Genomic DNA, 24,078 nt, shown 5'->3' on the forward strand with positions numbered 1-24,078 from the left:
GGATGCCGCGACCCCCCGGCATCCCGTCATCCTCGCTCGCTGTCCTCGATCGCGCTCCCGACGGAGCGATACCGAACGGATCGACCTTCATGGCCACCGCTGACGCTCCGATGATCGTCGTCACCACGCCCGAGCCTCTGCCCCGCGGCCGGACCGCACGCCGCAACCGCAGCCTGCGCAAGCTCGCGCTGGGTATCGCCGGCATCGTCGGGTTCCTGGTGATCTGGCAACTCTTGCCGATGCTGGGGATCGTGAATCCCACGTACTTCCCGACCGCGACCGAGACCATTGCGCAGCTGTTCGTGGAGTTCCGGGATCTGGAGTTCTGGCGCAATGTGGGCCGCACGCTGACCTCGTGGGGTATCGGTCTGCTGATCGCGACCGTGCTCGCAGTCGTGCTGGGCACGATCATCGGCCTGGTGCCGTTCCTGCGGCGCGCGACGCACACCACGGTGGAGTTCCTGCGGCCGATCCCGTCGGTGGCGCTGATCCCGCTGGCGATCCTGATGTTCGGCTACCAGCTGCAGGCCGCGTTGCTGATCATCGTGTTCGCGAGCTTCTGGCAGGTGTTCATCCAGGTGCTGTACGGCGTGGCGGATGTGGATGCCGTGGCCCGCGACACGGCGCGCAGCTTCGGCCTCTCACGGGGCTCGCGCGTCGTCAACCTCGTCTTCCCCACCGCGCTGCCGTATCTCATGACCGGCCTGCGGCTGGCTGCGACGGTCGCGCTGATCCTGGCGATCACGGCCGAGATGTTCATCAACGTTCCCGGGCTGGGGCGGGCGATCATGTTCGCGCGCGAGGCCAGCCAATGGACGACGGTCTACGCGCTGGTGATCGTGACCGGAATGCTCGGGCTGCTGGTCAACCTGCTGTTCCGGGCGATCGAGCGCCGGTCGCTGTCATGGCACCAGTCGGTGCGAGGGGAGGAGATCCTGTGACGCTCTACACGAGTACCGTGATCACCCCTCGTCGCCGGTCGCGAGCGTGGGCGAAGGCCGCCGAGAACACCGCCTATGCGCTGGGTCTGCCCATCATCCTGCTGGTGATCTGGGGCGTCTGGTCGTCGATCTCGCCCGCGCTGTTCTTCCCCAGCCCCCTCGTCATCGCCGATGCGTTCATCGACACGTGGGTAGGGCCGGCGTTCTTCGACGACGTGCTGCCGAGTCTCGGGCGTCTGGCGATCAGCATCGTGCTGGCCATCGCGATCGGCATCGCCGCGGGGGTCGTCATCGGCCTGGTGCAGTGGCTGCGCGAACTGCTCGAGCCGATCTTCGAGTTCTTCCGCGCGGTGCCGCCGCCCGTGCTGATCCCCATCGTCGCGGTGCTGCTCGGGGCAAACGACACCATGAAGGTCGTGGTGATGGTCGCGGGCGCGGTCTGGCCAGTGCTGCTCAACACCATCGAGGGCGTCCGGGCGACCGACTCGGTCATGACCGAGACGGCGCACTCGTTTGCCATCACTCCGGCCGAGCGGCTGCGCTACCTCGTCCTTCCGTCGGCGAGCCCGCGGATCATGACGGGTGTTCGTCAGTGCCTGTCGATCGCCCTGATCCTGATGGTCATCTCCGAGATGTTCTTCTCCTCGTCCGGTCTCGGGTACCGGATCGTCTACTTCCAGCGCAACTACCTCATCGCCGAGATGTGGAGCGGCATCGTGCTGCTCGGCCTCATCGGCGTGCTGCTCGCGGTGATCTTCGGATTCGCCGAGCGGCGCGTGCTGCGCTGGTACCACGGAATCAAGGAGGTCGAGCGTGCCTGAAGCGCTTCTCACCGTCGAGCACCTGCGCAAGGTGTACGAGTCCTCGACGGGCAATGTCGAGGCGATCGGCGACATCAGCTTCCAGATGGATGCCGGTGAGCTGGTGTGCATCGTCGGCCCCTCGGGGTGCGGCAAGACCACGCTGCTCAAATGCATCGCGGGGCTGCTGAAGCCCACCGACGGGCTGGTCGAGCTGCACGGCAAGCACGTCACGGCGCCGCCGCCGAACATGGCGCTGGTGTTCCAGGAGTACGGGCGCAGCCTGTACCCGTGGCTGACGGTACGCGGCAACGTCGAGCTGCCCCTGAAGCACAAGAAGCTCACCCGCGGCGAGCGCGACCGACTGATCGACGACGCGCTCACCGCGGTCGGCCTCGAACACGCCGCCCGCAGCTACCCGTGGCAGCTGTCCGGAGGCATGCAGCAGCGCGTGGCGATCGCCCGCGCCGTGGCCTACCAGCCCGAGGTGCTCATCATGGACGAGCCCTTCGCCGCCGTGGACGCGCAGACCCGTGCCGATCTGGAAGACCTCGTCCGCACGCTGCACCGCGAACGCGGCATGTCGATCCTCTTCGTCACGCACGACATCGACGAGTCGGTGTACCTCGGTCAGCGCGTGATCGTGCTGTCGAAGTCCCCGACGTGGGTTCAGGAAGACCTCCCCATCGACCTGGCTCCAGACCGCGACCAGATCACCACCCGCGCCCTGCCCCGGTTCACCGAGCTGCGCACCCACGTCTACGAACAGATCCAGCGCGCGAAACGTGGCGAAGCCGTCCGCCCGGGTGCGGCGTGACGCTGTCGGTCGCTTCGGCGCTGGGGGAGGCGGATGCCGAGACCTCGGTGCTCACCCGCAAGCCGCGCCAGCTGCTGCTGGCCTTCTTCGGTGAGTACGTGTGCGATCGGTACTTCGAGCCGCTGCGCGCCAGCGTCCTCATCGGGGCGCTCGAGAGCGCGGGCGTGGCGGCGTCGGCGGTGCGCACGAATCTCGACCGCATGGTGCACAGCGGATTGCTCGATCGGCGCCGGTTGGGACGTGAGATCGGATTCGAGCTGACCGCCCACGGCAGCGAAGTGCTGCGGGAGGCATCCGGCCGTGTCAACGGCTCGACCCCGTTCGAACCGCAGGGCGAAGGGTGGACGCTGGTGACGTTCAGTGTTCCCGAGCACATGCGCACGCTGCGCCATCGCCTGCGCGCGGCTCTGACGTGGTCCAGCTTCGCGCTGCTGCGAGACGGGCTGTGGATCGCTCCGGGTTCGGTCGACCTGGCGACGGCGCTCGCCGCGATCATCCCCGACCTGCCGCCGGGGTCGGTCAACGCGTTCGCCGCCTCCGAGCTCGATGGCTTCCCGATGGCCGAGGCGGTGCTGACCGCGTGGGACATCGAGCGCATCCGCGACGCCCATCACGAATTCATCGCGCATTGGGAGCGTGCGGATGCGGCATCCGATCTGCCGCCGCTCACGACGCGGACGCTGCTCGTGGCCGACTGGCTCGCCCTGCTGCGCGTCGACCCGCGCCTGCCGCGGCAGTACATGGGCGAGGACTGGCCCGCTGACCACTCGTACGAGCTGTTCACGCGCCGCCACCGCGAGTTCGCCTTCCCCGCGGTGCGCGACTTCGCCGCGCTCGTCGGCTGACTCGCCGCGGCCGAGGCCGGGCTGCTCGGTCTCAGGTGGCGTCGATCAGCGCATACTGCTGAGCGAACTGCCGGCGATCCACCAGAAGGCGGCGGCGGGCGAGCTCGGCGGCAAGCTCATCGCGATCCCGGCTGCGGAGTGACCGGCGCCATCAGCGCGATGTCTTCGATCACCTCCGTGGCAGCGGTCACGTCGAAGCCGGGGTCGTCGAGCCACGCGCTGATAGCGGCATCCGTCGCTCCCGCGAGAACGACGGCGCGAATCCGCGCCGCGCCTTCGTCGAGCCCGAGCGCTTCGGTGAGCATCGCGGTCAAGGCGTCGTGGCGCCGCGGCGAGTGGGGTGCGTCCTCGATGCCGGCGTCGGAGGTGGCGAGTGCCTCGACGATGAGACGGGCGCTGTCGCGGTTGCTCTGCAACCAGGCCGTCTGCGCGCGAAGGTAGGCGACCACCGCCGAGCGAGGATCGGGTGCGGCGTCGACCTCGCGGGCGATGTGATCGATGTACCGGGCGAGCACGTGCTCGTACGTCTCTTTGACCAGCTGCTGCTTCGTGCCCACGTGGTAGATCACCGCCGCCTTCGTGATACCCACCACGTCTGCGACGGACTGGAGCGACAATCCGGCCGCTCCGTGCTCCGCGATCACGGCGATGGTCGCGTCGAGGATCTGGGATCTCCGCATGACCTCGGCGGGGGTAGGGGTGCGACCCGATGCGTCTCGAATCCGGCGCGGTCTGGTGGGCATGCTTCAGTCTTGCAGGGCGTTCAGAAAGGCGTTCACATCGTCGGCGACTCGCTGCGGCTCTTCCCCGGTGATCGCGTGCGAGGCGTCGTCGTACACTTCCACGGTTCCGTCGACGAGCGTGCGTTCGGCGACCTCCGCGGCGGCCCGTGAGTCGTGCATGACCGACGCGCCCGCCATGATCACCAGAACCGGAAGCCGCACGCCGGCGAGCTGCTCGTCGGAGAACCGCGCCGGTGGGGGGCTGCCCAGGCGGTAGTTCTGCATGGCCGCCTCGATCATGTCTGCCACTGGTTCGTCCTCCACCGCGGCGCCGTTGGCGGTCCAGCTGGCGAAGTCCTCGCGCCACGATCGCGGCAGCCAAGGGAGAGATGCGGGGATGGAGCGGACGACTGCTTCCATCGAAAGGTCGCCGAAGGTCTGGACAGGATCGAGCACGGTGATGCTGGACGCCGCGTCGGGCTCGTGGATCGCGAGGTTCATCGCGATCCACCCGCCGATTGAGTGACCGAGGACGTGCTTGGGGCCATCGATCGCCTCGAGAGCCTCGGCGAGCCACGCGGCATCCTCCGCGGCGGAGGTCACCGGCACCCCCTGCACGCTCCGCCCTGGCTGCCCGAGCAGGTCGACGACATAGACAGCACGAGTGGCGGCCAGGCTCGCGATGTTGTCCACCCACACCGGAGCGCCGGACTGGGTGCCCGGCAGCAGGACGAGTGGGTCTGGCGCTGGGTCACTTTCGTGTGCAGCGTCCCAGCGCAGCATCCGCACCACACCGAAAGTGGTGCGCACGTCTTCCTGCGCGTCGGGTGGTCGAGGGGCCTCTGCCAGCGCTTCCTCATAGGCCGCGATGTATGCGCGCTGTCCGTCGCGCGATGCGAATTGACCGACATCGGCATGACCGGAAGCGGCAAGCATGCCGGCGATGAACGCGGCGACACCGAACGCGACGACGAGCAGACTTCGCAGAACGGGCCTGCGGCGCGGGCGGTCGGGCCCGTCGCCTCCGGTTCGGGTGGTGTGGGGAGTCCGTTCGATTAACCTCATGGTTAGTATACTAACCACGAGGTTAATAGAGTCCACAGGGCTGCCAGCTTCGCTGGACGGCCGGAACCTCCAAGCGCGGCAGCGTCTCGAAGTCGCCGCGCTCGGCGGCGGAGTCTGCTCAGCCCCGCGTGAAGCGGGCCCGCAGGTCGGCCTTGCGGACCTTGCCCGAGGCCGTGCGCGGCAAGTCCTCGACCACCACGACGTTCTTGGGCAGCTTGTAGCGCGCGAGCAGTCCGTCCAGGTGCGAGCGGACCTTCTCGGTGTCGACGTCGGCGCCCTCGTTGAGCGTGACGACCGCCCACGGCACCTCGCCCCACCGGTCGTCGGGCACGCCCACGACCGCGACGCCCGAGATGCCCTCGATGTCGGAGATGAGGTTCTCCACTTCGGCGGGGTAGATGTTCTCGCCGCCCGAGATGATCATGTCCTTCAGCCGGTCGGCGATGTACAGGTAGCCGTCGGCATCGAGGTATCCGAGGTCGCCGGACCGGAACCAGCCGTCGTCGGTGAACGCCTCGGCGGTCGCGTCCGGCAGACCGTGATAGCCGAGGAAGACGTTGGGGCCCGTGATCTCGATCTCGCCCACGGTGCCGGGCGCAACCGGGTCGCCCTTCTCGTCGGCGATCCGCACCTCGGTGAAGAAGTGCGGCAGGCCGACGCTGCCCTGCTTCTCACGGGTCATCGCGGCAGACAGCGACGTCGCCCCCGGGGAGGTCTCGGTCATGCCGTATCCCTGCGAGAACGACAGACCGCGCTCTTCATAGGCGTTCAGGATGCGTGTGGGCACCGCGGATCCGCCGCACGTGAGCTTCTGCAGCGTCGAGAGATCAGTACCCGCCCAGTCGGGATGGTCGGCCATCATCTGGTACGTCGTCGGCACGCCGCTGAGCATCGTGATCCCGTGCTGCTGGATCAGCCCGAGGGCGCGGCCGGGCTCGAAGCCCTTCTCGAGCACGAGTGTCGCGCCTTTCAGGATGACCGGCAGGGCGCCCATCCCGAGCGATGCGACATGGAAGAGCGGCGAGATCATGAGCGACACGTCGGTCGAGACCACGTCGTAGTCCACGACGCAGTTCATCGCGACCCACGTGAGGTTGCCGTGGGTCAGCACGGCGCCCTTGGGGCGGCCGGTGGTGCCGGAGGTGTAGATGATCGCGGCCGGGTCGTCGAGGTCGACATCGACCACGGTATGGCCGGCGGGCGCCTCGGCCACCAGCCGCGCGAGGCCCGGGTTCTCGGGGACGCCCTCACCGGTGACGATGACCTCCGCGACCCGCCCGGCCTCGACGCCCGGCATCGCGCGGTCGAGGAACTCCGGGTCGAGAACCAGCGTGCGAGCGCCGGAGTCCACCAGCACGTGCTGCATCTCGGGGGCGGCGAGCCGGGTGTTGATCGGCACGAACACGGCGCCCAGCTGCGCCGCCGCGAACATGACCTGCAGGAACTGCGGGCTGTTCTCGCCGATGTAGGCCACCGCGTCGCCCTTGCCGATGCCGCGATCGCGGAGCACCGCCGAGACACGGTCCGCGGCATCCGCGAACTGCCGATACGTCAGCTGGGCGCCGCCGAAGATGACGGCGGTCTTGTCGGGGTTGCGCAGCCGCCGTTTGGCGAGCCAGAAACCCAGTCCCTTGTTGTGCATCGTTGCGGGATCCTCTCCCTCGAGGCGCGAGCGACGGTTGGTCAGGCGTAGAAGCGGTACAGCCCGCGCGCCACGACCGCGGGCTTGTCGGCGCCCTCGATCTCGATGGTCTGGTCGACGGCGAACTGGTAACCGCCGCGCACCTCGGTGACCTCGGCGATCACGGCGTTCATCCGCACGCGTGCGCCCACCTTGACCGGCGAGACGAAGCGCACCTTGTCGAGCCCGTAGTTGACCTTGGTTCCGACGCCGGTCACATCGAACAGCTCCGACCAGAACTTCACGGTGAGCGACAGTGACAGGTAGCCGTGCGCGATCGCGCCGCCGAACGGGCCGGATGCGGCGCGCTCGGGGTCGACGTGGATCCACTGGTGGTCGTCGGTGGCGTCGGCGAAGAGGTTCACGCGGTCCTGCGTGACCTCGAGCCATTCCGACCAGCCGAGGTCGGTTCCGGCCATTCCGGCGACGTCGGCGTAGGCGACGGTGGTGGTCATGGGGTGTCCTTACTGTGTGGGGCGTGAGCCTTCAGGGGTGGGGGATGCCGTCAGCCCGAGCAGCCGGCCGGCGTTGGCCTTGAGGATCCCGGGCATGACCTCGGGCTTGAGGGCCGTCTGCTCGACGTCGCGCAGCCACCGGTCTGGGGTGAGCAGCGGGAAGTCGGAGCCGAACAGCACGCGGCTCTTGAGGTAGGAGTTGGCGGCGCGCACGAGCTGTTCGGGGAAGTACTTGGGGCTCCAGCCCGAGAGGTCGATCCAGGTGTTGTGCTTGTGGGTCGCCACCGAGAGCGCCTCGTCCTGCCACGGGACCGAGGGGTGGGCCATGATGATCTGCAACTCGGGAAAACGCGCCGCGACCGGGTCGAGCAGCATCGGGTTCGACAGCCCGAGCAGAAAGCCCCGCCCGCCGGGCATGCCGGCGCCGATCCCGGTCTGACCGGTGTGGAAGAGCGCGACGACGCCTGCCTGCTGCAGCGCGTCATAGAGCGGGAAATGCGCTTCGTCAGAGGGGTCGAAACCCTGGACGGTGGGATGGAACTTGAAGCCGCGCACGCCGCTGTCTTCGATGAGGCGACGGGCATCGTCGATCGCCGACTCCTTGCGGGGATCGACCGAGCCGAACGGGATGAGCACGTCGTTGTTGCGCGCGGCGCCCTCAGCGATCTCGGCGCTCGAGATCGGTACATGCCCGAGCTGGGTCTCGGCGTCGACGGTGATCACCACCGCCGCCATGCGGCGCTCCCGATAGTACGCGGCGATCGAGTCGAGGTCGGGGTTCGGCCCGTCGGTCGAGAAGTACTTCGCCGCCGCCGCCGTCAGGTCGTCGGGCAGCGACGCGTGGCCGTGCCCGTCGACCTCGACGTGCACGTGCACGTCGATCGCCTCGATCGCATCGAGGTCGATGGCCGGTTCGTACCGTGTCATGTCAGGATGCCGGGCGCTGGAGGTCTTCGGGCAGCGGCGGGAACTTCTCGCCGACGGTCTGCAAGTCGCCGACGGCGTCGGTGAATCCGGCGGTGAGGGCCTCGTAGGACCAGCCGCCGTCGTGGTAGGCGGTGGCAACGGCCTCGGGGTGTGACCACAGCTGCAGCCGGTCGCCGCCGATGCCGATGGCCTGACCGGTGACGGAGGCGGCAGCATCCGACGCGAGATACGCGATGAGTCCCGCGACATCGTCCGACGTCCCGAACCCGAGGTCGTGGCGGAAGAACGCGGGCATCGGCTCGCCCTTCTGATCGGCCTCGACCGCGGCGGCGAAGTAGGGGACGGTCGCCGTCATCGCCGTCGCGGCGACCGGGATGACGGCGTTGGCGGTGATGCCGGCCTTCTTCAGCTCGAGGGCCCACGTGCGGACCATGCCCACGATGCCGGCCTTGGCGGCGGCGTAGTTGGTCTGGCCGAAGTTGCCGCGCTGCCCGGTGGGGGAGCCGATGCAGATGATGCGCCCCGCGATCTCGTTGGCGCGCATGTAGGTCGCCGCCTCGCGCACGCACGTGAAGGTGCCGCGCAGATGCACGTTGATGACCGTGTCGAAGTCGTCGTCGCTCATCTTCCACAGCACCGTGTCGCGCAGGACGCCGGCGTTGGTGACGAGGATGTCCAGGCGCCCGTACGTGTCGACGGCGGTCTGGACAAGTTGCTTCGCCGTCTCGGTGGAGCCGACCGGCGCGACCACCGCGACGGCCTTGCCGCCCGCGGATTCGATCGACGCGACCGCGTCGGCGGCGGTCGCCTGGTCGACGTCGTTGACGACGACCGCGGCCCCCTGGCGGGCGAGCTCCTGCGCGTAGGCCAGGCCCAGGCCACGGCCCGAGCCGGTGACGATGGCGACTTTGCCTTCGAGTGACATGCGTGACTCCCTTGTGTCCTGCCGACGTGCTTGTGTCCTGCCGACGTGCGCGTCGTGCCTGCGTGCCTATTGAAGCCGGAATGATTGAGATTGTCAATCGTTTGCTTCATCCACGAAGTGGGCTACGATCTGTCCATGCCGAAACCCGTCGATGTCGTCGCGGCCGGCCTGCGTGCCTCGACCCTGACCGACGACATGAGCTTCCTGCTCGCCCGAGCGAATGCGATCGCGCTGGCCGCGGGCAACGCGGCTCTCGCCGAGCACGGGTTGAAGGCGCGTTCGTATTCCGTGCTCTCGCTCGCGGCCGACGGCGCCGGCCCTTCGCAGCGCGAGCTCGCCGAGTTCCTCCGGCTGGACCCGAGCCAGGTCGTCAGCCTCGTAGACGACCTCCAGTCGCGCGGGCTCGTGGAGCGCCGGCCTGACCCGGTCGACCGCCGTGCGAACGTCGTCGTGGCCACGGACGCCGGCCGTGCGCTCGCGCTCGCCGCGCGAGATTCCGCGAGGTCCGCCGAGGAGCAGGTTCACGCACACCTCTCGGACGACGAGCGTCAGACCCTCACCGACCTGCTGCGCACCCTGGCCTTCCCCGAGGCCTGAGCCTCTCGGGGAGCGTTTCGGGTGTCACGACACGCGGGATCGCGGCGCTCGACCCCGCGAAATGTGCCCCCCGAAGCGCGGCGGCCGCAGCATCCGTCCCTGACTACCCACGGTCGAGGACGAACCGCTCGCGGCCGGCGAAGACCCCGACGAAGGTGAGCAGCACGAGCACCCCGAGAAGGAGTGCAAGCGGTGCGATCCATCCGTCGGTGAGGGTATGGAGCCAACCGAAGGCGACCGGCCCGGTCGCGGCGATGACATACCCGACCGACTGCGACATGCCCGACAGGGCCGCCGAGGCGTCGTGGTCGCGTGCCCGCTGGGCCATGAGCGTGAGGGACATGCCGAGGGTCGCCCCCGACGACAGTCCGATGAGCGAGGCCCAGAAGGCGACCGCGTCCGGTACGAGCATGAGGCCGATCACGCCGAGGATCGCCAGCGACGGGATCAGGGCCGGCGCGAACCGCTCCACCCGGCCGCGAAGGATCAGCGGAAGCGCCAGACAGCCGGCGAGCGAGAACAGCTGGTAGACCATGACGTCGATCCCGGCCACGACCTCCGAGCGCCCGGTCGACATCGAGATCGCGGCGAGCCAGGTCACGAGCATGTAGAACATCGCCGCCTGCAACCCCATGTACGCAGCCACCAGCCACGCGACCGGGTCGGCCCAGATGCCGGTGCGGCCGTGCTGGGTCGTCTCGCGCACGTGCGCATGGCGGGCGCCGCGGTGCGCCCACCACCAGGCCGCGATCGCGAGGGGGAGCAGGATGCCGCCCGTCACGAGCAACGCGAAGCGCCAGCCGGCGGGACCGCCGCCGAGGTCGATATGCGAAATCGGGACGACGACGCCCGACGAGATCGCGCCGAACCCGGCCAGCAGCGCCGTGTAGAGCGCGGTAACCCCACGCACATGGCCGGAGAATTCGCGCTTGACCACGGCGGGCATCAGCACGTTGATCAGCGCGATGCCGAGGCCGATCACCGCGGTGCCGATCCAGAGGCTCAGCACCGGCCCGGGCAGCGAGCGGACGAGAGTGCCTGCCAAGAGCACGAGGAGCGACCCGAGCAGCACACGCGGCTGCCCGAACCGGCGGCTCAGCGTGTGCGCGAGCGGCGAGAACAGCGCCCACGCGATGAGCGGCACGGCGGCGAGAACCCCGAGGACCGCGATCGACAGGCCGGTGTCGGCGCCGATCTGGTCGAGGAGCGGGCCGAGACCCGTGATGGTGGGCCGCATGTTCGCTGCGACCAGGCACACCGCCGCGATCAGCAGCACGACGGACGTCGACCGCGATGCGGACCGCGGGGGAGTCATCGGCGACGGTGAAGCCATGGTCACCGGACTATAACCGAGCCTCTGGCCGCGTCGTCCCCCGTTCTCGCTGAGCGGCAATGCGCCTCACCACCCGTCTCCGCGCTCGGTAGCCTGGCGCGATGCGATCGTCGACCCGTGCCCCGCGGTCGTGGCACGCGGTCGGGGTGACACTCACAATCCTCCTCACCGCGGCCGTCCTGCGATCACCGATCGTCGCGGTCGCGCCCGTCGCCCGCGAGGTGCAGGACGACCTCGCCGTCACCGCGGGCACCGTGGGGCTGCTCACGAGCATCCCGGTGCTGGCCTTCGCGGTGTGTGCGCCGCTGGCGGTGGCCCTGATCCGCCGGTGCGGCGCCGATCTCGCCCTCACGATCGCCCTGGCAGGTTCGGTGGCGGGGTGCCTCGTCCGCTCGCTCGGCGGATTGACGGCGGCGATGGTCGGCACGGCGATGATCGGCCTCTTCCTCACCGTCGGCAACGTCGTGGTGCCGATCATCATCAAGCGCGAGTACCCGCCCGCACGGGTGCCCTTCATGACGGGTGTCTACACCTCGGCAATCAACGTCGGCACGATGGTCGTCACGCTCGCCACCGCGCCGTTGGCCGCGGCGACGGATTGGCGCGTCGCGCTCGCGGTGTGGGGCGGGTTCGGTCTTGCTGCACTCGCGACATGGATCGGGACGCACGGTCTGCGCGCACTCGCGCCGGCGCCCGCGCCGCAGGCCGCCGATGCGGACGGCGCAGCCCGGTCGGCGGCGTGGGCGCCGACCACCTGGTTCCTCGCGGTGGCATTCGCCGGGCAGGCCTTCGCCTTCTATGCGACCACGGCGTGGCTGCCCTCGCTCTTGATGGACGATGGGATGCCGGCGGCGCAGGCCGGGGCCGTGGCATCCGTCTTCCAGCTGGCGGGCATCGCGGGCGCACTCGGGATCCCGCTGCTCGCCCACCGGACCTCGCTGGCGACCAGTGCGATCGTGCTCGGCGTCGCGTGGCTCGCCATCCCTCTGGGCTTCCTCTTCTCGCCGGGCGCGTGGCTGATGTGGTGCGTCGTCGGCGGCCTCGCGCAGGGCGCCGGCATCACGTGGGTGTTCATCATGCTGAACGCCCTCGGTGGAGATGACCGCGCCGTCGCCGGGCGCTCGGGCACCGTGCAGGCAGTCGGCTACGCGGGCGGCGCGAGCGGACCCATCGTGCTCGGGATGCTGCACGAGTCGACGGGGTCGTGGGCGGCGCCCCTGCTCGTCTTGCTGGCGGCGGTGCTGGCGTTGCTCGTGGCCGGATGGGCGTCCGCGCGGCCGCTGTCGCGCGCGGCGGCGCGGTGACGGCGGCGATGACGGCGTGGTGCCGCAGCGGCGGCGCGGTGACGGCGGCCGTGACGGCGTGGTGCCGCAGCGGCGGCGCGGTGACGGCCGCCGGACGTCAGGCGAGGCCCTCGAGCGGCCAGCCGGTGTACGCCTCGGCGAGGTAGGTGCGGCCGGCCTCGGATTCCACGACCGAGCGCAGCTCGCCCAGCTGCCGCTGCCGGTCGAAGTCGGAGGCGTCCGGCGCGACATGCAGCATGTTCGTCATCCACCACGAGAAGTGCTGCGCCTTCCAGATGCGGTGCCGGGCGGTCTCGGGGAACGCCTCGAGCAGCCGCTGGTCGCCATCGAGCAGCAGCGCACGCAGCGCACGCTCGAGCACGATGACGTCCGCGACGGCGAGATTCATGCCCTTCGCGCCGGTCGGCGGCACCGTGTGCGCCGCGTCCCCGATGAGAGCGACGCGGCCGCGCAGCAGCTCGTGCGCGACGAAGCTGCGGAACCGCAGCACGTCGCGCTGGAAGATCGGCCCCTCCTTCAGCGTCGTGCCAGGCACGCGCGCCTGAAGCTGCTGCCACAGTTGCTCTTCGGTGAGGGCGTCGGGATCGGCATCCGGATCGCACTGGAAATACATGCGCTGCACCGTGGCGCTGCGCTGACTGATCAAGGCGAATCCGTTGGGCGAGTTCGAGTAGATGAGCTCGTCGGCGCTCGGCGGCGCCTCGCACAGTATCCCGAACCACGCGAACGGATACTCGCGGTAGTACCCGCCCGTCGATGAGCCGGTGACCGCCTCGCGCACGACGCTGCGCGACCCGTCGGCGCCGACCACGAAATCGGCCTCGATCTCGAGACGGTCGCCCTCGGCATCCGTCGCGATGACTCGCGGGCGAGCGGATGCCGCGTCCTCGACCCGCTCGGCGGTCACTCCGAAGCGCAGGTCCTGGCCCTTGCCCAGGCGCACCGCGATGAGGTCTTTCAGCACCTCGTGCTGCGGGTAGAGCCACACGCCGCGGCCCACGAGGCTCGCGAAATCGATGCGGTGCCCCGCGCCGGCGAAGCGCAGCTCGATGCCGTCGTGGCGGTTGCCGACCGCGCGAACCCGGCTCGAGGCCCCAGACGAGTCCAGGATCTCGACCGTGCCCTGCTCGAGGATGCCCGCACGAATGGTGGTCTCGATCTCGTCGCGCGTGCGCTGGTCGATGACGACGGACTCGATGCCGGCGATGCCGAGCAGGTGCGACAGCAGCAGCCCGGCGGGTCCGGCGCCGACGATGGCGACGCGGGTGCGGATCGTTGTCATGGCGTCTCCTTCGACGGAATACGGATGCTGCCGCCCAGTGTGCCGCGCGGTTCTGGATGCTGTGGGCAGATTCCCGTTCATCGGGAGGATTACGTGCCTCTGCCGCATCCCTTCCCTCGGTTCGTGCCTGTGTCGTATCCCTTCGCTCGGTTCGTGCCTGTGTCGTATCCCTTCGCTCGGTTCGTGCCTGTGTCGTATCCCTTCGCTCGGTTCGTGCCTGTGTCGTATCCCTTCCCTCGGTTCGTGCCTGTGTCGTATCCCTTCCCTCGAATCGGATCCGCAGGTGCGGATCCGCAGGTGCGGACCCGGCGGCCGACTCGCCGCAGTGGACGGTCGACCCGCGGCGTGTCGGGGCGGACGTCCGCACCTGCGGATCCGATTCTGTGGGCGGATGGGCGGATGAGCGGATGGGCGGAGGGGCGGGGATGAGCGGCGGATCGCGGTGCAAGCACGAGGGGCGGAACACGGATGCCCCGGCACGAGGTGCGCGCTCGCTCGGGTCAGCGGCGGTCGGCGCGGAGCGCCTGTTCGATCTCGCCGGCGGCGACCCGCAGGGCGGCGATCGCCGGCTCGGGCGGCGTGTCGCGGGGCAGCACGATCGACAGCGCCGCCACCACCTCGCCCGCATCGCGGAGCGGCACCGCCACGCCGGTCGAGACGGACTCGATCCAGCCGGGCGCGACGGCGACGCCGGTGCGGCGCACCTCGGCGAGGATGCGACGCAGGCTTGCGGCATCCGTCACCGTCTCGTGCGAGACGGCGCGCAGGGGGCCGGCGAGCACCCGGTCGCGCAGCTCGCCCGGCGCGTGGGCGAGCAGGACGATGCCCGACGACGAAGCGTGCAGCGGCAGCCGGCCGGCGATGCGCGTGATGTTGGCGCCGGCATCGGGGTGCGAGAGGCGTTCGAGGAAGAGCGCCTCGCCCTGCTCGAGCACCGCGAGCTGAGTGTGCTCGCGGATCAGCGCCTGCACCCGCTCCATATGAGGGAGCGCCGCCTGCCGCAGCCGCAGCGCCGTCGACCCGCGGAGCGCCAGTTCCCACAGCCGCATGCCGAGGTGCACACGGCGGTCCTCGTCGCGCTCGAGCAGTCCTGCCGCGACGAGCTCATCGACGATCCGGTGCGCGGTCGATGACGGCAGGCCCGCCCGGCGCCCGATCTCGGACGCCGTCTGCATCGACCGCTCGGCGGTGAACGTCTCGAGCACGCGCACCAGGCGGTCGGTCATCGAATCGCCGGAGGGCGAGTTGGCCATGCGCCCACTGTGCCACGCCGCGGCCCGCCCGCGCCCGCGGGACGGGTAGCCTGCACGGGGAGGAGCCATGGGCGAGGGCGAAGGCGTGCTGGAGCGGACGCTCCGTGTGCTCGGATGCTTCAGCGACGACGAGCCGGCCGTGACGGCGGCGACGCTCGCCCAGCGGACGGGGCTCGCGTCCTCGACGCTCCATCGCCTGCTCGCGACCCTCGTCGCCGAGGGTCTGCTGTCGCGGGGACCCGCCCACACGTACGCGATCGGCCCGCGGCTGTGGGAGCTCGGCGAGCTGTCGCCACTGTCGCTGCGGCTGCGTGAGACCGCCCTGCCGCATATGGTGCGGCTGTACGAGGCGACGGGCGAGAACGTCCATCTGGCGGTGCTCGACGGTGCCACCCCCGAGACCACGAGTGCCCTGTACGTCGGTCGGCTCACGGGCCGGCAGTCCATACCGACGCTGAGCCGGATGGGCGGCCGCGGACCCCTGCACACGACTGGAGTCGGCAAGGCACTGCTGGCCACGCGCGACGAGCCGTGGCTCGAGCGCTACTTCCGCGCGCCGCTCGAACGCGAGACCGTGCACTCCATCACCACCGAAGCGAGGCTGCGCGCCGACATCGCGCGCACCCGCGCGCTGGGGTTCGCCACGACCCGCGAGGAGATGACGCTCGGCAACGTGTCGGTGGCCGCCGCGCTGCCGCGGGTCGAGGGGTTGCCGCCCACCGCGGTGGGTCTCGTCGTGCACCTGGAGCGCGCCGACGAGCGCCGGCTGGGGCCCCTCGTGGTGCAGGCCGCGAAGGACCTCCACCACGACCTGCGCCTGCCCTGACCCCTCCCGCATTTCTTCCGCATCCCTCCCGCATCCTTTTCGCCGAGCATGTGGGTTTTCTCGCGAGCATGTGGGTTTCGCGCCGAGCATGTCGACATGGTCGGCGCAGAACCCACATGGTCGGCGCAGAACCCACATGGTCGGCGGGGGAGGGGCATGAGGACGCGGCGAGGGAGGGGCATGAGGACGCGGGGGAGAGGGGACGCGGGGAGGGAGGGACATGAGGATGCGGGGGAGGGAGAGAGGATGCGGGGGCATTCCCACTGGGTGGGAATCCTCCGCGCGACGGGCGGGTCGCGGTGTCACGCTGGTCAGGACCGTTCCGCAGCGAACACGTGCGTCGAAGGAGACCTCATGACTTCAGCCGAACCCGATCCCCGGGGCGAGGAGGCGTTCTCGTCCTCGGTCGTGCTCGAGCAGGCGGCCGCCGCGCCGGAGTCGCTGCTCGCCTCGCCCGACCAGCTCACCCAGGGCGAGATCACGCAGGAGATCATCGACTACCACGCCGCCGCAGCACGCCGCGAGGCGGCGGGCGAACGGCTCAACATGAGCCTGCACGACTTCCCGCCGTACCGCTCGACGCTGCTTCGCCACCCCACCAAGAACCCCAAGCTCGTGGACCCCGAGACGATCGAGCTGTGGTCTCCCGCGTTCGGTCAGCGCGACGTCGCCGCGATCGAGTCGGACCTGACGCTGCAGCACACCGGCGAGCCGCAGGGTGAGCGCATAACGGTCGAGGGCCGCGTGCTCGACTCTTGGGGCCGCCCGGTCGCGAACCAGCTCGTCGAGCTCTGGCAGGCCAACGCCGCGGGCCGCTACATCCACCAGCGCGACCAGCATCCGGCCCCCCTCGACCCGAACTTCACCGGCGCCGGTCGCATCGTCACCGACGACGACGGCTACTACAAGTTCACGACGATCAAGCCGGGCGCGTACCCGTGGAAGAACCACGTCAACGCGTGGCGACCCGCGCACATCCACTTCTCGATCTTCGGTTCGGGATTCACGCAGCGCCTCGTCACCCAGATGTACTTTCCGGGGGATCCGCTCTTCCCGCTCGACCCCATCTACAACACCATTTGGCGCCAGAAGGACCGCGACCGCCTGATCGGCCTGTACGACCACGATCTCTCGGTGCCAGAGTTCTCGATGGGCTACCGCTTCGACATCGTGGTGGACGGACCGGATGCCACGTGGTTCGAGCCCGAGGAGGGGGAGCACTGATGGCCGCTGCATCCGCACGCGCGAAGCGTGACCTGGGCGAGAAGACGCATGAGCCGACCGGCGGCCAGACCGTCGGACCGTTCTTCGCCTTCGGCCTGGACTATCAGAAGAAGCACGAGGTCGTCTTCCCGCACAGCCCCGGCGCGATCGTGGTCGGCGGCACCGTGTTCGACGGCGCCGGAGCCCCCATCCCCGACGCGGTCGTCGAGATCTGGAGTGCCGACGAGAACGGCGAGATCCCGCGGGCCCACGGCGCGTTCCGCCGTGACGACCACTCGTTCACCGGCTTCGGCCGGGCGGCGACGACCGATGTCGGTCGCTACGAGTTCTGGACCCGCAACCCCGGATCGGTCGACGGTGGAGCACCGTTCTTCTCGGTCGTGGTCTTCGCGCGCGGCCTGCCCGACAAGCTCGTGACGCGCATCTACCTGCCCGAGGCCGAGGACCTGCTGGCGGCCGATCCGCTGCTGTCCTCGCTCGAGGAGGGCGAGCGCGCTACGCTCGTCGCGACGCGCCTGCCCAACGGACACCTGCACCACGACATCCATCTGCAGGGCGAGAAGGAGACCGTGTTCCTTGCCTTCTGACGCATCCGCCGGCCCTCCCCTCGCGGGGGACGCCGGGCTGCTGTCGCCGGTGACCGTCGGTCACGACGCGGCCGTGACGGATGCTGCGGTCCTCGACGCGCTCGTGACCGCCGAGGTCGCGCTCGTCCGCGCCTACGCCGCCGCCGGCCTCGTGCCCGGCGAGGTCGTCGACGAGATCGAGACCGAGTTCGGCTGGGCGGGAGAGCTGCGCGGATGCCGCGGCCACGGCGTCGACCTCGGCGCGCTGACGGCGGCCTCGGTCTCGGGCGGCAACCCGGTGATCCCGCTGGTGCGCATACTCAAGGACCGCCTCTCCGATCCGGCCCGCGTGTGGCTGCACCGCGGCGCGACGAGCCAGGACATCCTCGACTCGGCGCTCATGGTCATCGGGCGTCGCGCCGCGATCCAGGCCGCGGCATCGCTGCGGCACACCGAGATCGCGCTGCGCGGCTTCGCGCGCTCGCGCCGCGACGAGGTGGGCGCGGCACGGACCCTCACGCAGCACGCGGTGCCGACCACGGTCGGTCTGCGTGCGGCGACCTGGCTGCGTGGCGTGCGACGTGCCGCCGACCGGCTCGAGGCGGTGTGGCGCGAGCTTCCCGCCCAGCTCGGTGGGGCCGGCGGCACCCTGGCCTCCTTCGTCGAGATCGCGGGGACGGATGCTCCGTCTCGTTCCTCGCTCAGCGCACGTGCCGTTGCGACCATGCTTCCCGCGTCCTTCGCGCATGAGCTCGCACTGGCGGCCCCCGAGGCACCGTGGCACACCACGCGGTGGCCGGTGACCGAGCTCGGCGACGCCCTGGTGCAGGCCGTCGACGCCGTCGGCGTGATCGCCGCCGACGTCGCCACCCTCAGCCGCACCGAGATCGGCGAGCTCGCCGAGGGAGCGGCCGGCGGCTCGTCGGCGATGCCGCAGAAACAGAACCCCGCGGCATCCGTTCTCATCCGCTCCGCCGCGCTGCGCGCGCCGCAACTCGGGGCGACCTTGCACCTGGCCTCGGCGCTCGCTGTCGACGAGCGCCCCGACGGCGCGTGGCACGCGGAATGGCCGACCCTGCGCGAGCTGCTGCGACTCACGCTGGGGGCCACCGCGAACGCCCAGCGTCTGGTCGAGGGCCTGCACGTCGACACGGCCGCCGTTGCCCGCAACCTCGCCGCCACGCACGGCCTCATCGTCGCCGAGCGGCTGTCGCTCGTGCTCGGCCCTCGCATCGGCGCCGATCGCGTCGGCGACCTCGTCACGGCCGCCGGCGCGGGCGGCGACCTGCGGCAGCTCGTCGCCGCACTGCCCGAGGCCGCCGACCTCGATGTCGATGCCCTCCTCGACCCCGCCGCGTACTCGGGGCTGGCCTCGCAGCTCGTGGATCAGGCCGTCGCCGGGCATCGCCGGAACGCGGCCGCCGGTGCCGATGCCGGTGCCGATGCCGATGCCGGTGCCGGTATCGCGACCGAGAGCGAACCCGGCGAGCGGCGGGAGGAAGCATGACCGCCCCATCGATCGCCCTCACGCCCCTCGGCCGTCCCTCCGTCGGCGCCGACGCGGCGCCTCTCCTGGTGCTCGGGCCGTCGCTCGGCACCTCGACGATCCTGTGGGAGGACGTCGCACCCGCGCTCGCCGGTGAGTACCGGGTCGTCGCGTGGGATCTGCCCGGGCACGGTGTGTCCTCGCCGGCGACGGAACCCTTCACGGTCGCCGACCTCGCCGATGCCGTCGCCGACGCGGTGGACGGACCGTTCCTCTACGCCGGGGTGTCGCTGGGCGGAGCCGTCGGACTGGCGCTCGCGCTGCGGCATCCGGATCGCGTCACCGCGGCGGCGATCCTCGCCTCCGGTGCCAAGCTCGGCGAACCCGAGGCATGGCACGAGCGCGCTGCCCAGGTGCGTGCCCAGTCGACGTCGAGCCTCATCGTCGCATCGGCGCAGCGCTGGTTCGCACCCGACTCGGTCGCTCGCCGCCCCGAGCTGTCGGGCCGGCTGCTGCACGCGCTGCAGGACGCCGACGACGAAAGCTACGCGCTGTGCTGCGAGGCGCTCGCCGCGTACGACGTGCGCGCCGACCTCGGGCGCATCGACGCTCCGATCCTCGCGGTGTGGGGTGCGCACGACGCCGTCGCGCCCGACTCGAAGGCACACGAGATCGCCGACGGTGTCACCCGCGGGCGCACGCACGAGATCCCGGACGCCGCACACCTGCCACCCGCCGAACAGCCCGAGGCTGTGGCATCCGTTCTCGTGCACTTCTTCGCGCAGCAACGACAGGGGACGAGCGCATGACCAGACCTGCCGGCGAAGGGCTCTCGGATGAGGAGCGGTACGACCGGGGCATGGTGGTGCGCCGCGAGGTGCTGTCAGACGACCACGTCGACCGCGCGATCGCCGGCACGAGCGAACTGACCGCGGACTTCCAGGACTTCATCACCCGCGTCGCGTGGGGCGATATCTGGTCCCGGCCGGGCCTAGATCGCCGTTCCCGGTCGGTCGCGGTCATCACGGCGCTCATCGCACACGGGCACCACGAAGAGCTCGCGATGCACCTGCGCGCGGGCTTGCGCAACGGGCTCACGGTCGACGAGATCCGCGAGATCATCCTGCAGTCCGCGGTGTACAGCGGCGTCCCCGCCGCGAACACCGCCTTCCGCATCGCGAACGAGGTCTTCGCCGCGGAGTGACGCGCGGTCCCGCCGCCCGCTCGCCCGCGACCCTCCTGCCACCCCGCCGCCCGCCCCCACCTTCGCCCCCACCCGCGCGCCCCCACCTTCGCCCCCACGAGATCTCCTGATGCGGCGACGGGATGCGGCGCGCCGTCCTGGCGACGTGCTCATGGCGGTCCACCGCCGGGGCTTCCGCTATCGCGGCCGCTTCGCTAGACTGGCCGCAATACGTACAAGCGTTCGCACAGCGAACACGGAGGCATAGTGATCGACAAGACCGTGGCATCCGTCGACGAGGCGGTGGCCGGCATCCAGAACGGCGCGACCGTCATGATCGGCGGGTTCGGGCGTGCCGGGCAGCCGGTGGAGCTCATCGACGCGCTCATCGCACAAGGCGCGACCGATCTCACCGTCGTGAACAACAACGCCGGCAACGGCGACGTCGGGCTCGCGGCGCTGCTTGCGAAGAAGCGGGTGCGCAAGATCCTGTGCTCGTTCCCTCGCCAGCACGACTCGTGGGTCTTCGACGAGCTGTACCGAGCCGGCGAGATCGAGCTCGAGCTGGTGCCGCAGGGCAACCTGGCCGAACGCATCCGCGCGGCGGGTGCCGGCGTGGGCGCCTTCTTCTCCCCGACCGGCGTCGGCACGCAGCTGGCAGAAGGCAAGGAGGAGCGGGTGATCGACGGCCGCACGTACGTGCTCGAGTATCCGATCAAGGCCGACGTCGCGCTCATCAGCGCGCGCCGCGCAGACCGCTGGGGCAACCTCGTCTACCGAGAGACCGCGCGCAACTTCGGCCCGATCATGGCGTCGGCCGCGGCGACCACGATCGTCCAGGTCGACGAGATCGTGCCGCTCGGGTCGCTCGAACCCGAGAACGTCGTGACGCCGGGCATCTTCGTCGATCGCGTCGTCGCGGTCGGCGAGCGCGCCTGGCTGCGCGGCGGTGAGTTCGTCGGCGGCGTCGATATCGAGGGGCGGCCGCTGGCGAGACCGGTCCCCACGCCCTCTCCACACAGCGCTGGCGCGCTGCGCGGAGCCTCCGGGCGCGTGGGCCCAGCCGCGGCCACAGCGGAGGTGGACCAGTGAACTCTCAGCAGCCTGGCGCCGCGGCCAGCCGCATCACCCGCGAGCAGCTCGCCGCTCGCATTGCCGCCGACATCCCGGAGGGCTCGTACGTCAACCTCGGGATCGGCGCACCCACGTTGGTCGCCAACTTCCTGCCCGACGACCTCGAGATCATCCTGCACACCGAGAACGGATTGCTCGGCATGGGCCCGGCGCCCGAGCCGGAGCGGATCGATCCCGACCTCATCAACGCCGGCAAGCAGCCCGTCACGGCGCTGCCCGGGTCGGCGTACTTCCACCACGCCGACTCTTTCGGCATGATGCGCGGCGGGCACCTCGACGTGTGCGTCCTCGGTGCATTCCAGGTCTCGGAGCGCGGCGATCTCGCCAACTGGTCCACCGGCGCGCCGGGTGCCATCCCGGCCGTGGGTGGCGCGATGGATCTCGCGATCGGTGCGAAGAACGTCTATGTCATGACGGATCTGCTCACCAAGTCCGGCGAGTCCAAGCTCGTCCAGGCCTGCACGTATCCGCTCACCGGCGTGGGGTGCGTCACGCGCGTCTACACCGATCACGCGATCTTCGACGTCACCGCCGACGGCTTCGCCGTGCGAGAGGCTTTCGGAGACAACACCGTCGCGTCGCTGTCCGAGCTGACCGGACTCGATCTGAGCCCGGTCTCGGCCGCAGCATCCGTCGAAGGGAACTGACATGCCGTCCACCTATATCTACGACGCCGTCCGCACGCCGTTCGGCCGCGCCGGCGGAGCGCTCTCAGGCGTACGCCCCGACGACCTCGCGGCCATCGTCATGAAGGCGACCGTCGAGCGGACCGGGCTCGATCCTGCCCGCATCGAGGAGGTCGTGTTCGGCGACGCAAACCAGGCGGGGGAAGACAACCGCAACGTCGCGCGCATGGGTGCGCTGCTCGCCGGGTTCCCGACGAGCGTGCCCGGAGTGACCGTCAACCGCCTGTGCGGCTCGAGCGTCGAGGCGGTCATCCAGGGGTCACGGGCGATCGAGGCGGGAGACGCCGACATCGTGCTCGCGGGCGGTGTCGAGTCCATGAGCCGCGCGCCGTTCGTCGTCGAGAAGTCACCCAAGCCGTGGCCGGCCGTCGGCAACCAGACGCTGTGGAACACCTCGATCGGGTGGCGCATGGTCAACAAGGCGCTGCCGAAGGAGTGGACGATCTCGAACGGCGAGTCGGCCGAGAAGCTCGCCTCGATCTACGGCATCTCGCGTGAAGAGCAGGACGCGTTCGCGCTGAAGAGCCACACCCGTGCCGCCCAGGCGTGGGCCGACGGCGTGTTCGACGCCGAGATCGTGCAGGTGCCGGGCGCCGAGCTCACCCGTGACGAGGGCATCCGCGCCGACACGACGCTGGAGAAGCTCGCGGGGCTCAAGGCCCTCTTCGCTACGGACGGCACCGTGACAGCCGGCAACTCGTCGTCGATCAACGACGGAGCCTCGGCCGTGCTGCTCGGAAGAGAAGGGGCGATGGATGCCGAGCCCCTCGCTCGCATCACCGGTCGAGGCGTCTTCGGCAACGACCCCGACGTCTTCGGTGTCGCGCCGGTCGAAGCGGCCGACCTCGCCCTCGCACGAGCCGGCCGCACATGGGCGGACGTGGACGTCGTCGAACTGAACGAGGCGTTCGCCTCGCAGAGCCTCGCGTGCCTGAAGCTGTGGACCGAGCTCGACCCCGCCAAGCTCAACATCCACGGCGGTGCCATCGCGATCGGGCATCCGCTCGGCGCCTCTGGCGGACGCATCATCGGGCGCGCCGCGCACGAGCTGAAGCGCCGCGGCGGCGGCGTCGCCGTCGCCGCCCTCTGCATCGGCGTGGGCCAGGGCCTCGCGGTGGTGCTCGAGCGCTGAGCCCGCCCCGGGACGCGCCCCCTGCCGTCGAGACCGTACGGCCTCGCCGAGACCGCATGCTCCTGGCGCGCAGGATATGCGTTCTCGGCGAGTACGTGCGGTCTCGACACACGGAGTCAAGCCCCGGGGGCCTTGACCGTCCAGACCATAGGGTGACGGCATCCGTCGCCACCGACCGCGACGCGACGCTGAGGAGGACCATGGCCGACGACGATCTCATCCCCGCTGCGACCCCGCTCGACGAGTGGCTCGACCGGCTCGCGGAGGACCACGGCGCCCCGGGCGGTGGTGCGGCGTGCGCGGTCATGACCGCGATCGCGGCGGCACTGCTGGGCATGGTCGCCGCCTACACGCCCGGCGAGCCCGAGGCCGCGTCGGCGCGCACGCGCCTCGACCGCGTCCGGCGTCAGGCGACCGCGGCCGCTGAGGCCGACGGCGTCCGGTCGGCTGGGTTCGGAGCCGCGCTCGCGATGGACGACGGCCCCGAGCGCGAGAGCGCCGTGCGGGCGGCCACCGTGGAGGCGACGGACTCGTCGCTCGCGGTGGGGCGGGTGGCGGCATCCCTCCTCGCGGAGGTGCGTCTGCTCGCCGACGTCGGCAATCCGAACGTCGAAGCCGACCTGGTCGTCGCCGGCGAGGCGCTCGCGGCCGCGCTCGCTGGCGTCGTGGCGACCGCTCGCGCAGACCTCGATCTGCTCGACGCGCATCGCGCTCCCGGCGACGGATTGGACGACACCCTCGCGCGGGCCGACGCAGAGCTGCGCGAGATCGCCGATGCCCGCGGCGAGCTGGCCCGCATGCTCGCCGGGTTGGGCCCGCGCGGCCGGCGGGGCCGTGGGACGGCGGATGGGGCGCGATAGTCTCGCGTACGGACACCCGTTCCACCCGCGAGGA

The 24,078-nt window shown here is 70.5% G+C and carries 25 protein-coding genes; 16 read left to right on the plus strand and 9 right to left on the minus strand.

Going from position 1 to position 24,078, the window contains the following annotated elements:
* The first annotated feature begins 2 nt into the window (after positions 1-2).
* The 4 genes from K0817_RS03860 to K0817_RS03875 are packed head-to-tail and all read left to right on the plus strand — an operon-like array spanning position 3 to position 3,403.
* On the plus strand, positions 3-941 hold the full coding sequence (locus tag K0817_RS03860) for an ABC transporter permease (protein ID WP_253735160.1): 939 nt from the start codon (positions 3-5) through the stop codon (positions 939-941).
* A complete protein-coding gene (locus K0817_RS03865; RefSeq protein ID WP_219980053.1) occupies positions 938-1,762 on the plus strand; it encodes an ABC transporter permease in 825 nt (274 codons plus the stop codon). The genes K0817_RS03860 and K0817_RS03865 overlap by 4 nt, the downstream gene beginning before the upstream one ends.
* Positions 1,755-2,558 carry an ABC transporter ATP-binding protein gene (locus tag K0817_RS03870; protein WP_219980054.1) on the plus strand — a complete coding sequence of 268 codons (804 nt, stop codon included), beginning with the start codon at positions 1,755-1,757 and terminating at the stop codon, positions 2,556-2,558. The genes K0817_RS03865 and K0817_RS03870 overlap by 8 nt, the downstream gene beginning before the upstream one ends.
* Positions 2,555-3,403, plus strand: a complete 849-nt coding sequence (locus K0817_RS03875; protein ID WP_219980055.1) for a PaaX family transcriptional regulator C-terminal domain-containing protein — start codon at positions 2,555-2,557, stop codon at positions 3,401-3,403. The genes K0817_RS03870 and K0817_RS03875 overlap by 4 nt, the downstream gene beginning before the upstream one ends.
* A gap of 116 nt (positions 3,404-3,519) precedes the next feature.
* On the opposite strand, the gene K0817_RS03880 is transcribed toward K0817_RS03875, so the two are convergent.
* From K0817_RS03880 to K0817_RS03905, 6 genes are all read right to left on the minus strand, one after another.
* Positions 3,520-4,083 carry a TetR/AcrR family transcriptional regulator gene (locus K0817_RS03880; RefSeq protein ID WP_219980056.1) on the minus strand — a complete coding sequence of 188 codons (564 nt, stop codon included), beginning with the start codon at positions 4,081-4,083 and terminating at the stop codon, positions 3,520-3,522.
* Positions 4,084-4,149: 66 nt separating this feature from the next.
* The gene (locus K0817_RS03885; protein WP_219980869.1) at positions 4,150-5,190 is read right to left on the minus strand and encodes an alpha/beta fold hydrolase; all 1,041 of its coding nucleotides are present in this window, start codon (positions 5,188-5,190) and stop codon (positions 4,150-4,152) included.
* Between the two features lie 118 nt (positions 5,191-5,308).
* Entirely contained in the window at positions 5,309-6,832 is a 1,524-nt protein-coding gene (gene menE / locus K0817_RS03890) for an o-succinylbenzoate--CoA ligase (RefSeq protein ID WP_219980057.1), read from the minus strand.
* Positions 6,833-6,873: 41 nt separating this feature from the next.
* Positions 6,874-7,326, minus strand: a complete 453-nt coding sequence (locus K0817_RS03895; protein WP_219980058.1) for a MaoC family dehydratase — start codon at positions 7,324-7,326, stop codon at positions 6,874-6,876.
* A 9-nt stretch (positions 7,327-7,335) separates the two neighbouring features.
* On the minus strand, positions 7,336-8,253 hold the full coding sequence (locus K0817_RS03900; RefSeq protein WP_219980059.1) for an amidohydrolase family protein: 918 nt from the start codon (positions 8,251-8,253) through the stop codon (positions 7,336-7,338).
* Between the two features lies 1 nt (position 8,254).
* Positions 8,255-9,178: an SDR family NAD(P)-dependent oxidoreductase gene (locus tag K0817_RS03905; protein WP_219980060.1), complete on the minus strand. Its 924-nt coding sequence runs from the start codon at positions 9,176-9,178 to the stop codon at positions 8,255-8,257.
* Positions 9,179-9,313: 135 nt separating this feature from the next.
* Here K0817_RS03905 and K0817_RS03910 point away from each other — a divergent pair, with 135 nt between their 5' ends.
* Positions 9,314-9,775, plus strand: a complete 462-nt coding sequence (locus K0817_RS03910) for a MarR family winged helix-turn-helix transcriptional regulator (RefSeq protein ID WP_219980061.1) — start codon at positions 9,314-9,316, stop codon at positions 9,773-9,775.
* Positions 9,776-9,878: 103 nt separating this feature from the next.
* On the opposite strand, the gene K0817_RS03915 is transcribed toward K0817_RS03910, so the two are convergent.
* Positions 9,879-11,108: an MFS transporter gene (locus K0817_RS03915; RefSeq protein ID WP_253735161.1), complete on the minus strand. Its 1,230-nt coding sequence runs from the start codon at positions 11,106-11,108 to the stop codon at positions 9,879-9,881.
* 101 nt (positions 11,109-11,209) lie between these two features.
* Here K0817_RS03915 and K0817_RS03920 point away from each other — a divergent pair, with 101 nt between their 5' ends.
* A complete protein-coding gene (locus K0817_RS03920) occupies positions 11,210-12,412 on the plus strand; it encodes a CynX/NimT family MFS transporter (RefSeq protein WP_219980062.1) in 1,203 nt (400 codons plus the stop codon).
* A 97-nt stretch (positions 12,413-12,509) separates the two neighbouring features.
* Here K0817_RS03920 and K0817_RS03925 read toward each other — a convergent pair whose 3' ends face one another.
* A complete protein-coding gene (locus K0817_RS03925) occupies positions 12,510-13,694 on the minus strand; it encodes a 4-hydroxybenzoate 3-monooxygenase (protein ID WP_219980063.1) in 1,185 nt (394 codons plus the stop codon).
* 500 nt (positions 13,695-14,194) lie between these two features.
* Positions 14,195-14,947 carry an IclR family transcriptional regulator gene (locus tag K0817_RS03930; RefSeq protein ID WP_219980064.1) on the minus strand — a complete coding sequence of 251 codons (753 nt, stop codon included), beginning with the start codon at positions 14,945-14,947 and terminating at the stop codon, positions 14,195-14,197.
* A 67-nt stretch (positions 14,948-15,014) separates the two neighbouring features.
* Here K0817_RS03930 and K0817_RS03935 point away from each other — a divergent pair, with 67 nt between their 5' ends.
* The 10 genes from K0817_RS03935 (at position 15,015) to K0817_RS03980 (ending at position 24,044) form a co-directional block, all read left to right on the plus strand.
* On the plus strand, positions 15,015-15,773 hold the full coding sequence (locus tag K0817_RS03935; RefSeq protein WP_219980065.1) for an IclR family transcriptional regulator: 759 nt from the start codon (positions 15,015-15,017) through the stop codon (positions 15,771-15,773).
* A 354-nt stretch (positions 15,774-16,127) separates the two neighbouring features.
* A complete protein-coding gene (gene pcaH / locus K0817_RS03940; RefSeq protein ID WP_219980066.1) occupies positions 16,128-16,997 on the plus strand; it encodes a protocatechuate 3,4-dioxygenase subunit beta in 870 nt (289 codons plus the stop codon).
* On the plus strand, positions 16,997-17,584 hold the full coding sequence (gene pcaG / locus K0817_RS03945) for a protocatechuate 3,4-dioxygenase subunit alpha (protein WP_219980067.1): 588 nt from the start codon (positions 16,997-16,999) through the stop codon (positions 17,582-17,584). The genes pcaH and pcaG overlap by 1 nt, the downstream gene beginning before the upstream one ends.
* Positions 17,574-19,070: a lyase family protein gene (locus tag K0817_RS03950; RefSeq protein WP_253735162.1), complete on the plus strand. Its 1,497-nt coding sequence runs from the start codon at positions 17,574-17,576 to the stop codon at positions 19,068-19,070. Before pcaG ends, K0817_RS03950 begins: the two co-directional genes overlap by 11 nt.
* The gene (locus K0817_RS03955; protein WP_219980068.1) at positions 19,067-19,858 is read left to right on the plus strand and encodes an alpha/beta fold hydrolase; all 792 of its coding nucleotides are present in this window, start codon (positions 19,067-19,069) and stop codon (positions 19,856-19,858) included. Before K0817_RS03950 ends, K0817_RS03955 begins: the two co-directional genes overlap by 4 nt.
* Positions 19,855-20,253, plus strand: a complete 399-nt coding sequence (gene pcaC / locus K0817_RS03960) for a 4-carboxymuconolactone decarboxylase (RefSeq protein WP_219980069.1) — start codon at positions 19,855-19,857, stop codon at positions 20,251-20,253. Before K0817_RS03955 ends, pcaC begins: the two co-directional genes overlap by 4 nt.
* 246 nt (positions 20,254-20,499) lie before the next feature.
* The gene (locus tag K0817_RS03965) at positions 20,500-21,324 is read left to right on the plus strand and encodes a 3-oxoacid CoA-transferase subunit A (protein ID WP_374209520.1); all 825 of its coding nucleotides are present in this window, start codon (positions 20,500-20,502) and stop codon (positions 21,322-21,324) included.
* A complete protein-coding gene (locus K0817_RS03970) occupies positions 21,321-22,013 on the plus strand; it encodes a 3-oxoacid CoA-transferase subunit B (protein ID WP_219980070.1) in 693 nt (230 codons plus the stop codon). Before K0817_RS03965 ends, K0817_RS03970 begins: the two co-directional genes overlap by 4 nt.
* Position 22,014: 1 nt before the next feature.
* Positions 22,015-23,184, plus strand: a complete 1,170-nt coding sequence (locus K0817_RS03975; protein ID WP_219980071.1) for a thiolase family protein — start codon at positions 22,015-22,017, stop codon at positions 23,182-23,184.
* 200 nt (positions 23,185-23,384) lie between these two features.
* Complete coding sequence (locus K0817_RS03980) at positions 23,385-24,044, plus strand: cyclodeaminase/cyclohydrolase family protein (protein ID WP_219980072.1); 660 nt, start codon at positions 23,385-23,387, stop codon at positions 24,042-24,044.
* Positions 24,045-24,078: the final 34 nt, after the last annotated feature.

This window comes from Microbacterium sp. HD4P20 (genome assembly GCF_019449275.2).
In the GTDB taxonomy this organism is placed as follows: Bacteria; Actinomycetota; Actinomycetes; order Actinomycetales; family Microbacteriaceae; genus Microbacterium.